Origin of the sequence: Nitrosomonas sp. Nm132, from assembly GCF_900100485.1 — a bacterium.
Taxonomy (GTDB): Bacteria; Pseudomonadota; Gammaproteobacteria; order Burkholderiales; family Nitrosomonadaceae; genus Nitrosomonas.
In genome coordinates this window covers 104,371-115,530 of record NZ_FNDH01000006.1, presented here as the reverse complement: position 1 = coordinate 115,530, position 11,160 = coordinate 104,371, and the positions used below count along the sequence as shown (strand labels likewise).

10 protein-coding genes and 3 pseudogenes are annotated in these 11,160 nt (G+C 50.3%); 11 read left to right on the top strand and 2 right to left on the bottom strand.

Features of this window, described 5'->3' with window-relative positions:
- Nucleotides 1–135, bottom strand: a pseudogene (locus tag BLP80_RS04170) (IS5/IS1182 family transposase); the annotation flags it as partial.
- 230 nt (nt 136–365) lie between these two features.
- On the opposite strand from BLP80_RS04170, the gene BLP80_RS15865 reads away from it, so the two are divergent.
- Entirely contained in the window at nt 366–596 is a 231-nt protein-coding gene (locus BLP80_RS15865) for an Arm DNA-binding domain-containing protein (protein ID WP_371128803.1), read from the top strand.
- Here the strand turns inward: BLP80_RS15865 and BLP80_RS16110 are convergent.
- A pseudogene (locus tag BLP80_RS16110) lies at nt 569–1,252 on the bottom strand (IS5 family transposase); the annotation flags it as partial. The gene BLP80_RS15865 and the pseudogene BLP80_RS16110 sit on opposite strands and share 28 nt — an antisense overlap.
- Before the next feature lie 412 nt (nt 1,253–1,664).
- On the opposite strand from BLP80_RS16110, the pseudogene BLP80_RS16575 reads away from it, so the two are divergent.
- The 10 genes and pseudogenes from BLP80_RS16575 to BLP80_RS04110 all read left to right on the top strand — a co-directional run.
- Nucleotides 1,665–1,769 (top strand): annotated as a pseudogene (locus BLP80_RS16575) (DUF3047 domain-containing protein); the annotation flags it as partial.
- A 2-nt stretch (nt 1,770–1,771) separates the two neighbouring features.
- Entirely contained in the window at nt 1,772–2,458 is a 687-nt protein-coding gene (locus tag BLP80_RS04150) for a TIGR04282 family arsenosugar biosynthesis glycosyltransferase (RefSeq protein ID WP_090540434.1), read from the top strand.
- Nucleotides 2,448–3,137, top strand: coding sequence for a TIGR04283 family arsenosugar biosynthesis glycosyltransferase (locus BLP80_RS04145; protein WP_256324945.1), 690 nt, complete (start codon nt 2,448–2,450; stop codon nt 3,135–3,137). Before BLP80_RS04150 ends, BLP80_RS04145 begins: the two co-directional genes overlap by 11 nt.
- A 25-nt stretch (nt 3,138–3,162) precedes the next feature.
- Nucleotides 3,163–4,218 carry a methyltransferase domain-containing protein gene (locus tag BLP80_RS04140; RefSeq protein WP_090540430.1) on the top strand — a complete coding sequence of 352 codons (1,056 nt, stop codon included), beginning with the start codon at nt 3,163–3,165 and terminating at the stop codon, nt 4,216–4,218.
- Nucleotides 4,219–4,227: 9 nt separating this feature from the next.
- Nucleotides 4,228–5,160 carry a radical SAM protein gene (locus tag BLP80_RS04135; RefSeq protein WP_090540428.1) on the top strand — a complete coding sequence of 311 codons (933 nt, stop codon included), beginning with the start codon at nt 4,228–4,230 and terminating at the stop codon, nt 5,158–5,160.
- Between the two features lie 21 nt (nt 5,161–5,181).
- The gene (locus BLP80_RS04130) at nt 5,182–7,320 is read left to right on the top strand and encodes an FAD-dependent oxidoreductase (protein WP_090540426.1); all 2,139 of its coding nucleotides are present in this window, start codon (nt 5,182–5,184) and stop codon (nt 7,318–7,320) included.
- On the top strand, nt 7,317–8,144 hold the full coding sequence (locus tag BLP80_RS04125; RefSeq protein WP_090540424.1) for a phosphate ABC transporter substrate-binding protein: 828 nt from the start codon (nt 7,317–7,319) through the stop codon (nt 8,142–8,144). Before BLP80_RS04130 ends, BLP80_RS04125 begins: the two co-directional genes overlap by 4 nt.
- Nucleotides 8,098–8,976, top strand: a complete 879-nt coding sequence (pstC, locus tag BLP80_RS04120) for a phosphate ABC transporter permease subunit PstC (protein WP_090540421.1) — start codon at nt 8,098–8,100, stop codon at nt 8,974–8,976. Before BLP80_RS04125 ends, pstC begins: the two co-directional genes overlap by 47 nt.
- Nucleotides 8,969–9,844, top strand: a complete 876-nt coding sequence (gene pstA, locus BLP80_RS04115; RefSeq protein WP_090540419.1) for a phosphate ABC transporter permease PstA — start codon at nt 8,969–8,971, stop codon at nt 9,842–9,844. The genes pstC and pstA overlap by 8 nt, the downstream gene beginning before the upstream one ends.
- A complete protein-coding gene (locus BLP80_RS04110) occupies nt 9,841–10,743 on the top strand; it encodes a phosphate ABC transporter ATP-binding protein (RefSeq protein ID WP_256324944.1) in 903 nt (300 codons plus the stop codon). The genes pstA and BLP80_RS04110 overlap by 4 nt, the downstream gene beginning before the upstream one ends.
- The last annotated feature ends 417 nt before the right edge of the window (nt 10,744–11,160 follow it).

Genomic DNA, 11,160 nt, shown 5'->3' with positions numbered 1-11,160 from the left:
CGGACAACCAACCCGCATTCGGTATAGCACACCCTCCACCGTCATGCGCAGATTGCGCTTGTTATAAATCGCTTCTTGAAGCAGAATCTTCTCCAGCTTCGGCCAGAATTCATCGGTGAGCATCAGTCGGGGCATCGTAAACTCGTTTTGTGGGGGGGTGTAAAAATCTCTCAATATTACGAGTTTACTTCGATTTATGAAATACTTACCTCAAAACGTCAACAGACCCTAGAGTATTTATCGGTATTGATCGTATCACAACATATCTAGGCATACCGACAAAGTAACGGTATTTTTGATGGTACTTTCAGATACCGTAGTACGTAAGGTCAAACTATCTCCCAAACCCTACAAAATAACCGACAGTGGTGGCTTATATTTTACTGGTGAAATCTGCCGGGAAGTATTGGCACATGGATTACCGATATGCAGATAAATGCAAGGTATTGGCGATAAGCGTTTATCCGGCTGTTGCCCTTGCGGATGCACAAAAAAAGCAAGACGAAGCGCGTGAGTTGATCGCTAAGGATATTGACCCATCACTAGAAGGTATCGTCACAAGGTGTTTAGCCCAAAGGGCGATGCATCGAATCTGAATGGCTGCAAGAAAGGATGCTGAAGTTTTAGCGTAGCGTGTAGCTATACCACGCCATCGTTTGAGATGTAAAATGCATTCTCTATAATGTGACGTAACGATAGCGTTTTGGATCACAATTTTTTGGTATTTTCCGGTTTTTTCGAGATGGAATCACAGGTTTCATGCCTTGAATTTTAGCCTGCCCCACAACAGTATCGCTATCGTAGCCACGATCCGCCAGCAAATATTTGGCTGTAATGCCCTCAATCAGGCGGGAAGCTTGTGTACAATCCGCTGGGGTACCTTGCATAAATAATAATTCTGACCAGCATGCCAAACGTATCCACGGCCAGATGCTATTTTGTGTTGGCCCCCTTCTGTGTGATTCATACCCTGATTTCCACCTTTTGCACCAGCAGCGTGTGGATGCACCTTGATGTGACTGGCATCCGTCATTAACCGCTCATAATCTGTATTATCAATCAACTGCTTCAATAGAAATTCCCAAATGTCGTGGCCACGCTAGCGGTAAAAGTGACGGTGTGTGTTCTTCCAATCACCATAGAAGGGTGGCAAATCACGCCACGGAGCACCTGCCCTTAAGATCCAGAATAGCGCATTGATAACGACATCTGAAATGTCGTGTCTGCGGTATGGTGCACTCGCTGAATTCATGGCAAATCTCCCATTAGTAATTTGCCAATTTTGTCATCCTTCCCATCTCATGACGACACTATATAAAATAGAAAATCTGGTTTGAGATGTTATTTACTTGAAATCCGAGATACCAGAGGGAAGCACTTGGCATCATGGAGATCTTTATTGTTTTTAATCGACTTGCTGATGTGGTAGACGTTGAGATTAATTCCTGGTTTATGTCTAACCTGGCAATTCAACATGAACCGCTCTAGCCCGAATTTATGAAATATTCGGGCTAGGTTTCCCAGGGACTCGGTAGTTTGAGCCAAGTTGTAATGCCTGGCTCTTTCATTTGCTGGAAAAAATGCACTATATGCTAGAAAACAACGGCAGAAGAATCTATTTGCGCGCTGATTACCGGCGTTTATTTTGGTGAGGAGTCGGTACCGTAGCGATTATGACCGATACAGATAATACTGGTACTGAAGCTACAGCATGGTATGGTGACTCTGGTTTAGTGCAAAATGATTCGTCACTAATAAATGATCGTTAGGCATGGATGAAATAACTCTGGTTCTGGTGTGTAAACGACCCGCGTTGGGGATTGGTAAGCAGCGGCTGGTTGCTAGGCTAGGGATGGAAAAAACCCGGCAGATTGCGCAAGCGCTGTTAAATTGTGCACTGGAAGATGTGAAGAATTGGCAGGGACCTGTGGTGATTGCACCCGCTTTGGAGGCGGATCATGATTGGGCAGCAACTTTGCTGCTGTCATCGAAGTCTGTACGGATACGACCCCAGGCAACGGGCAATCTCGGGCAGCGTTTGAATGGAATCGATAGCAAGCTGCGAAGCGAGGGATTGAAGCAACTGGTTTATATCGGTAGCGATGCGCCTTTACTGACGGAGACTGACTATGCCGCTTGCCGTGCTGCCTTGCAGCACCATGATACCGTGCTGATACCGGCAACCGATGGCGGAGTTGCCTTGATGGCCAGCTGTCACCCCTGGCCTTTGCTGGTTAGTCTACCTTGGAGCACTGATCAGTTGGGTGCTGCCTTGATAGATTGTTGTCGCAGCGCAGGGCAGTCTGTTGCGCTACTGGCGCAACGTTCTGATGTAGATAAGCTAGAAGATTGCCTGGAATTGGTTGCATTGCTGCAAAATGAGGAGAGGCCAGCCCGACGACAGCTCCATGCGCTGGTGAGTAACATTATCAATAAAATGGAAAATCATGATGATTAGCTTTAGCGTTATCATTCCCTGTTATCAGGATGAAGAAAGGTTAGTGCAACTGCTTGAACAGTTACAAAAATTGCCGCATCGTCCTACGGAGATCATCGTAGTCGATGGGGCGAATAGTCAAACTTGCCGCGATGTGTGTACTCGGCACGGCGTGTGCTGGCTAGCGAGTGAACCCTGTCGAGGACGGCAGTTGTCGCAGGGCGCCGCATTGGCGCAAGGAGAAGCGCTCTGGTTTCTACATGTCGATGTGCGTTTGTCTGTTGATCCCTTGGCAGCGATGGGGCAGGCGCTCGCGCAAGGTGCGGTCGGCGGTTATTTCCGTTTCTACTTTGATGCACCTCGTGCCTGGCCAGCGCTGATACTGGAACCGGCCATTGCCCTGCGCAGTCGTTTTGGTGTGCCTTATGGCGATCAGGGCATTTTTGCCAAACGGGATGCCTATTTTGCGGCGGGTGGGCATGCACCCTGGCCGCTGTTCGAGGAAGTGCCCTTGGTGAAAGGATTACGTGGTTTGGGACATTTTCAGCCATTACTGGAACCAATCTGGGTGGATTCACGTCGCTGGCAGCGTGATGGCTGGTGGCGGCGCACCTGGCACAATCGCAAATTGGCAATATACTTTGCATGCGGCATGTCACCTGCTAAATTAGCAGAACAGTATCGCGCTCGCCGGCCCTGACAATTTTTATAAAAGGAGAAATCTCATGCAAGAGATTGTTCAGAAATACTATGGTGAAACGCTGACTAGCTCTGCAGATCTGCAAACCAATGCCTGCTGCACCGATTCAGGTTTGCCGGAGTATGTAAAGCCCCTGTTGGCAAAAGTTCATAGTGAAGTGCTGAGCCGCTACTATGGCTGTGGTCTGGTATTGCCGCAGCTGCTGGACGGCCTGACGGTGCTTGATCTCGGCTGTGGCGCTGGGCGTGATGTCTATGTGCTGTCTCAATTGGTTGGGGAACAGGGACGGGTCATTGGCGTAGATATGACAGAAGAGCAATTGGCCGTAGCATGCCGACACGAAGATTATCATCGTCAGCTATTTGGCTATGCCAGCAGTAATGTCCATTTTCTACAGGGTGATATCGAGCGCTTGCATGAGCTTGAGTTGTCGGATGCGAGTATCGATGTGATCGTGTCCAATTGCGTGATCAATCTTGCGCTGGATAAGGCAGCAGTGCTGCGCGAAGCTTGGCGAGTGCTTAAGCCAGGAGGTGAATTGTATTTCTCCGATGTGTATAGCGACCGGCGCATTCCTGCCGTTCTGGCTAGAGATCCTGTTTTGTATGGCGAATGTCTGGGCGGAGCATTGTACTGGAACGATTTTCTGCAGCTTGCGCGTCACTGTGGCTTTATCGATCCACGCTTGGTAGATGATCGACCTGTGACGATTGGCAATGCCCATCTCGCAGAACGCACCGGCAATATACGCTTCTATTCGGCCACCTATCGCTTGTTCAAGCTGGAAAATTTGGAACCTGCTTGCGAGGATCATGGCCAATCGGTAGTTTACCGTGGTTCGATTCCCTATCATCCGCATTTGTTTATACTGGACAAGCATCATGCGATCGAGGCAGGTCGACAGTTTCCTGTTTGTGGTAATACTTTGCGTATGCTGCATGACACGCGCTTTAAGGAACATTTCGATTTCTACGGCAATTTTGATCGTCATTTTGGTATTTTCCCAGGGTGTGGTATGGGCCTACCTTTCGATGATCAAATTGGAAATATCAATGGTAAAGCGAGCGGGGGATGTTGCTGAGCTTTCCATATGGATACAAAAGTTAACTATTATTCAGCACGATCTGATTTGTGGTATCGCACGTTGGAAGGCGAGCCGCGCGGCTTCATCCAAGCGCATGGCCTGGAAGAAGTCTGGTTTCATACCGGCACCGCTTGTAACCTGGCATGTCCTTTTTGCCTGGAAGGTTCGAAGCCAGGCGATAACCGGCTGCAATTAGCACGTTTTGATGACGTAAAACCGTTCATCGACGAAGCTGTGGCGCTGGGTGTGCGGCAGTTTTCCTTTACCGGTGGTGAGCCGTTCATCAACAAGGATATCGTGCGCATATTAAATGCTGGGTTACAGCATCGGCCTTGTTTGGTGCTTACCAATGGGACAGAGCCGCTGATCAAACGCCTTCACCAACTCGAACCCTTACTTAATTGTCCCAATCCATTGCATTTTCGGGTTAGCCTCGATCATTTCGACGCAATGCAGCATGATCAGGGAAGGGGAGAGGGTATGTTTGCCCATGCGCTGGAAGGCATGCGAAAACTTTATCAGAATGGTTTTTCCTTATCCATCGCGAGTCAGGTAATTTCTGGCATGGATGCGAATGAGGTATCTAGGCGCTTTAGCGAAATACTTGAAGCGGCAGGTTTACCAGGGGATCTGCCCCGTATCGAATTTCCCGAATTTCACCCCCCTGAAACGGAGGTTATCGTTCCGCATATCACCACCCATTGCATGACCACGTACCAGACTGAAAAGACTCGCCAACAGTTCATGTGTGCATTCAGCAGGATGGTCGTCAAGATAGCCGGCAGAATGCAGGTGTATGCCTGTACGCTGGTGGATGATGATCCCGATTACGCACTGGCGGAAACACTTGCGGACAGTTTGCAAGTACCGGTCAGCATGAAACATCATCGGTGTTATAGTTGCTTTCGTTTTGGGGCCTCATGCAGTGAACTGAAATAATTTGGATAACCAAGGAGCAGGATGAATAAACACGGGTGGTTACTCGGGTTCCTATTGGTGTTGATCGGATTGTTTTTTGCTTTTGATCTGGAGCATTTCTTCAGTTTAGAAGTGCTTAAGGCAAGTCATGATGAGCTTCAGCTGATTTATCGGGAACAGTCCCTCTGGGTGATCAGCCTTTATGCAGTGACTTATATCATCATGGCGGCGCTTTCGTTACCGGGTGCCGCTGCCATGTCGCTAGCGGGCGGGGCGGTGCTGGGGTTCTGGGTTGGCGTGCCCGTTGTGCTGATTTCAGCCACCCTCGGTGCCACACTTGCTTTTCTGGCGGTACGCTATCTGTTTCGTGATGCAGTGCAACGCCGTTTTGGTGATCGTCTTGAAGCAATTAATAGTGGTCTAGAACGGGATGGCGCGTTTTATCTTTTCTCGTTGCGCCTGATACCCGTTTTTCCTTTCTTTCTGATCAATCTGCTGATGGGCCTCACGGCGATTCGCGTCAGCACTTTTTTTTGGGCAAGCCTGATCGGTATGCTGGCTGGGTCGGCAGTTTATGTCAACGCAGGTACCCAGCTTGCTGCTATTACCAGCCTATCCGATATTTTGTCGCCCGCATTGATCGGATCATTTTTGCTGCTGGCTATTTTCCCATGGTGCGCACGCTGGGCAATCGACATCATCAAGCAGCGGCGGCTCTACGCTCCTTGGCCCAAGCCAGCTCATTTTGATCGCAATCTGGTGGTGATTGGCGCAGGCGCAGCTGGTCTGGTGACTTCCTATATTGCAGCCGCTACACGTGCCAAGGTGACGCTGATCGAAAGTCACAAAATGGGCGGAGACTGTCTGAATTATGGGTGTGTTCCCTCCAAAGCACTGATTCGTACCGCTAATTTTGTCAGGCAGGCAAAACATGCTCGGTCACTAGGCATAGGCCAGGTGGCGCTCGACTATGATTTCAGTGATATCATGGCGCGTGTTCAGCGCGTTATCCACACCGTTGAGCCGCACGATTCTGTGGAGCGCTATACTCAGTTAGGCGTGGAGGTGATACAGGGTGAAGCGCGCATTACCTCACCGTGGGCGGTGACAGTGAATGGGCAAATCTTGACCACGCGCGCGATAGTGATTGCAACTGGTGCCCGGCCATTTATTCCAGCGATTCCGGGATTGGAGCAAGTTAACTACTACACCTCGGAAACCATTTGGTCACTGACGCAGCGACCGAAACGGCTGGTGGTGCTTGGTGGTGGGCCGATCGGTTGTGAATTGGCGCAAGCATTCGCCCGCTTGGGCTGTCAAGTCACGCAGGTCGAGCGGGATCATTTGATGATGCGCGAAGACACTGAGGTGGTAGCGCTGGTTGAAGCAGCGCTGCAAGTGGATGGGGTGCGGGTATTGACGCAGACGGAAGCCGTGCGCTGTGAAAAAAGCAGCAATGAGCAGCGGCTGGTCGTGCGTGATCGAACGGGTAAAGAGGAAGTGCTGCCATTCGATGCCATGTTGTGCGCGGCCGGTAGAATTGCTCGCACGGAAGGACTGGGTCTGGAAGAGCTGAACATCCCATTGACTCCGAAACGTACCATCGAGACGAATGGCTGGCTGCAAACGATTTATCCCAACATCTATGCCTGTGGCGATGTAGTCGGGCCTTATCAGTTTACGCATGCGGCTGCACATCAGGCATGGTATGCCTCGGTCAATGCGTTGTTTGGTCATCTCAAACGCTTCAAGGTCGATTATTCCGTGATTCCCTGGGCGACCTTTACCGACCCGGAAGTGGCGCGTGTTGGCTTATCCGAACAAGACGCAAAAGCACGCAATATCGCCTATGAGGTGACGCGTTATGAATTGAAGGAACTCGATCGTGCCATTGCCGATGAAGCCGCGCAGGGTTTTATTAAAGTATTGACGGTGCCGGGCAGAGACCGGATATTAGGCGTGACGATCGTCAGTGAACATGCCAGTGATCTGCTGGCGGAATTTGTGCTCGCCATGAAACATGGCTTGGGGCTCAACAAAATTCTGGGAACGATTCATACTTATCCAACGTGGCCGGAGGCCAACAAATATGTGGCGGGGGAATGGAAACGTCAGCATGTTTCACGCCGTTTGTTGAGTTGGGTAGAGCGTTATCATGCGCGCAGGAGGGACAAACCATGAGATTTTGGAGGCAATCGATCTGGATCACAATCGCGGTGCTGGCTCTATCGGGGGCGGGTGCTGCTACATTGACTACTCCGCATAAATTGGTATTGACCGGATCGAGCACGATTGCGCCTTTGGCCGTTGAACTCGGGCGGCGGTTTGAATCGCTGCATCCCGGTGTGCGCGTGGATGTGCAAACAGGCGGTTCTTCACGGGGGATCAACGATACGCGCAAGGGCGTTGCCGATATCGGCATGGTGTCACGCGCCATGAAAGCGGATGAGCAGGATTTACAGGCCTTCACTATTGCATTGGATGGGGTAGGAATCATTATTCATGCCAGTAATCCTGTTACTTCACTTACCCCCCAACAGATTGCTGATATTTACACAGGTAAGATAGCCAACTGGCAAGAACTGGGTGGAAAGAATGCCCGCATTACGGTAGTCAACAAGGCGGAAGGGCGCTCCACGCTGGAATTATTTTTGACCTATTTTCAACTGAAAAACAGTGATATCAAGCCGCATATCGTTATCGGTGACAATCAGCAGGGCATCAAGACCTTGGCCGGCAACTCTCATGCGGTGGGTTATGTCTCTATTGGCACCGCAGAATACGGCGCCCAACGCGGCGTGCCCATCAAACTGCTGCCGATGGATGGAATAGCTGCGTCGGTTGCTAATGTGCGCAATGGAAGTTATCCGCTGTCGCGTCCACTTAACCTGGTAACCCGGATGACACCGACAGGACTGGTGAAACAATTCCTAGATTTTGCTCGCACGGAGCAAGCGCATGACTTGGTGGAAGCGCAGTATTTTGTTCCAATCAGCATCGATTGATAAGTGGCTGCAGTGGTTGTTGCGTGCAGGTGCAGTGATGGCAGCCCTGATCATGGTGTTGATCATGCTGTTTTTACTGCTGGAATCCTGGCCGGCATTGCAGCATATCGCACTCATACGGTTTTTTACCGATGAGACCTGGCACCCGCTGGAAGATCACTACAACCTGTTGCCGATGGTGACAGGAACCCTTTACGCGAGTTGTGGCGCCCTTTTTCTGGCAATTCCTCTGGGAATTGCTTCGGCGCTGTTCATGGCGTTTTACGCTTCACCTCGCATGGCCATTCTGTATCGGCGGCTGATTGAATTGTTGGCTGGTATTCCCTCGGTGGTATTCGGATTCTGGGGGCTGACTACCTTGGTGCCAATGATCAATCAATGGCAGCCACCTGGTGCGAGCTTGCTTGCCGCGATACTCATCTTGACGCTGATGATTTTGCCTACGCTGGCATTGACAAGCCATGCTGCACTGACGGCTGTTCCAGGCGAATATCTGAGATCAGCAGCAGCACTCGGGTTGTCGCGCTGGGGAATGATTTATGGCGTGGTTTTGCCTGCAGCACGTAAAGGAATCGTGGCGGGAATATTACTTGCAGCCGGTCGTGCGATAGGAGAAACCATGGCGGTGTTAATGGTGGCGGGAAATGTAGTGCAGCATGCAGACAGCCTGTTTGCTCCCATCCGTACTTTGACTGCCAATATCGCATTGGAAATGGCCTATGCCATGAGCGACCATCGAGCGGTGTTGTTTGTCTCGGGTTTGCTGTTGTTATTACTGGTGATGGTGTTGACGAGCTTGGCAGGATGGCTCGGTAAGGAGCATCATGTATAAGCAGATAGGTGTTACCGGCAAGCCTAACCATCTGTTGCGTGATCAAATGATCCGGCTGCTGATTTATCTCATGGTGCTATGTGTGAGCGGAGTGTTTCTATGGATACTGCTCGATCTGATCCATGGCGGCGGTGCGCTGCTATCATGGGATTTTCTGACCGATGTGCCACGCGATGCAGGGCGTGCGGGCGGTATTGGCTCCATACTGATATCCACTTTGCTGGTCTTGCTGATCGCGCTGCTGGTGGCATTACCAGTCGGATGGGCGACCGCCATGTTACTGGCGGAGTTTATTCCTGCCATGAGTCTGCTTGGTCGGTGGGTGCGTTACAGTTTGCAGGTATTGGCAGGCGTGCCTTCTATCGTATTTGGCCTGTTTGGCTATGCGTTTTTTAGCATTTATCTGGGTATGGGTTTTTCCATTTTATCCGGGGGACTGACCTTGGCATGTATGCTGTTACCCATTCTGGTAAGCACAGCGGAAGCAGGGTTACGGGCTGTGCCAGAGAGTTATCGTTTATCTGCAGCTGCGCTAGGTATGTCACGTACGGCCACGTTGTTTCATTTGTTGTTGCCGGTAGCGGCGCCAGCCTGGGCAGCAGGATTATTGTTGGGAATCGGACGGGCTGCGGCGGAAACAGCGGCGCTGATGTTTACCAGTGGTTATGTTGATCGTATGCCGGAGTCACTGCTGGATTCTGGGCGTGTGCTGGCGCTGCATATTTTTGACTTGTCGATGAATGTGCCGGGGGGGGATGCGCCTGCCTATGCTTCGGCACTGGTGCTGATCATATTGCTGCTCGTGATCAACCTAATTGCAATGCAACTGATCCATTTCTGGCAGCGTAGAAAACTGAATACAGAATGAAACCGAAATCTGATATGACCGATTATCTGAATGATCGTGAAGTATTGAACCCAGCGCAACCGACTTGTGATAAGAGCAATGCTTATACACTCGGCCCCTTGCAGACAGGTCCTTATTGTTGCATTCCCGAACCCGTCATTCAGGTCAAGGATCTTTCACTTTTTTATGGCGCCAAGCGTGCGCTCGACAAGGTGACGCTGGCTATTTACCGGGGCTGTATTACCGCTCTGATTGGTCCTTCCGGTTGCGGAAAAACCAGCTTCTTATCCGCGATCAATCGCTTGACCGATTTGATTCCAGATTGCCGCGTTGAAGGGGCTGTTCAGTTCGAAGGTAATGATATTTATGATGCTACCTGCAATGTGCAGCAGTTGCGCAAGCAGATCGGCATGGTGTTTCAGAAACCCACGCCTTTTCCATTGTCCATTCAACGCAACATCGCTTTGCCATTGCGTGAGCATGGCATCACGCAACGGGCGGACATTCAGGTTATCACGGAACAGGTACTACGTGATGTCGGCTTATGGGATGAAGTTTGCGACCGGCTGGATGCTCCGGCATTGAGTCTGTCTGGCGGTCAGCAGCAACGGCTATGTATCGCCCGTGCACTGGCGCTCGATCCGCAGATTTTATTGATGGATGAACCGTGCAGTGCACTGGATCCCATTGCCTCCAGCGTGGTGGAAGACTTGATCAACCGGTTAAACGGGCGCTATACCATCGTGATTGTGACCCACAACCTGGCGCAGGCACGGCGTATCGCCAATTACGCCGCGTTTTTCTGGGTGAAGGAGCGCGAGCGCATCGGCCATCTGGTTGAATTTGGTCACTGCCGGGATATTTTTGAAACTCCCACTCACCCCCTGACGGCAGCGTATGTGAGTGGGACAAGAGGGTAAATGGCTGTACTTCCTTCTCATCCAGTTAATCTACTTTATCCGACTCATCTAGCGGAATCAGCAGAGTAGGGCATTGTTCTTTGTATTCAATATCCGGTAGCATCCAATTTGGCTACTTGAACTGTTATTTTTGTATAACGAAGATTACCAGATGGTAATAAGGGGAAAATGTCATGATTAAGAACACAAGGAAGATTGCAATATCGATCATATTTTATGAGGCCGCAATTGGTGGATTAATGGAAAGGTATGGCCAGGAGGAAATGAGTAGTTAACCCGAATATTTCATAAATTGGCACGAGTCCTCACTTGCCTTTTGATTAATAGGAAAGATTTTGCTCAGTCGGGTGTACGAATCACTACACCACTCCTTCTCAAAACTTCCCTATTAATCAAAATTCTGCGTGATCATCACGC

Bases quoted from the DNA above. Each gene is read 5' to 3' on its own strand.
- BLP80_RS04150 (WP_090540434.1), top strand. From the start codon at position 1,772: ATGGATGAAATAACTCTGGTTCTGGTGTGTAAACGACCCGCGTTGGGG.
- BLP80_RS04145 (WP_256324945.1), top strand. From the start codon at position 2,448: ATGATGATTAGCTTTAGCGTTATCATTCCCTGTTATCAGGATGAAGAA.
- BLP80_RS04140 (WP_090540430.1), top strand. From the start codon at position 3,163: ATGCAAGAGATTGTTCAGAAATACTATGGTGAAACGCTGACTAGCTCT.
- BLP80_RS04135 (WP_090540428.1), top strand. From the start codon at position 4,228: ATGGATACAAAAGTTAACTATTATTCAGCACGATCTGATTTGTGGTAT.
- BLP80_RS04130 (WP_090540426.1), top strand. From the start codon at position 5,182: ATGAATAAACACGGGTGGTTACTCGGGTTCCTATTGGTGTTGATCGGA.
- BLP80_RS04125 (WP_090540424.1), top strand. From the start codon at position 7,317: ATGAGATTTTGGAGGCAATCGATCTGGATCACAATCGCGGTGCTGGCT.
- pstC (WP_090540421.1), top strand. From the start codon at position 8,098: ATGACTTGGTGGAAGCGCAGTATTTTGTTCCAATCAGCATCGATTGAT.
- pstA (WP_090540419.1), top strand. From the start codon at position 8,969: ATGTATAAGCAGATAGGTGTTACCGGCAAGCCTAACCATCTGTTGCGT.
- BLP80_RS04110 (WP_256324944.1), top strand. From the start codon at position 9,841: ATGAAACCGAAATCTGATATGACCGATTATCTGAATGATCGTGAAGTA.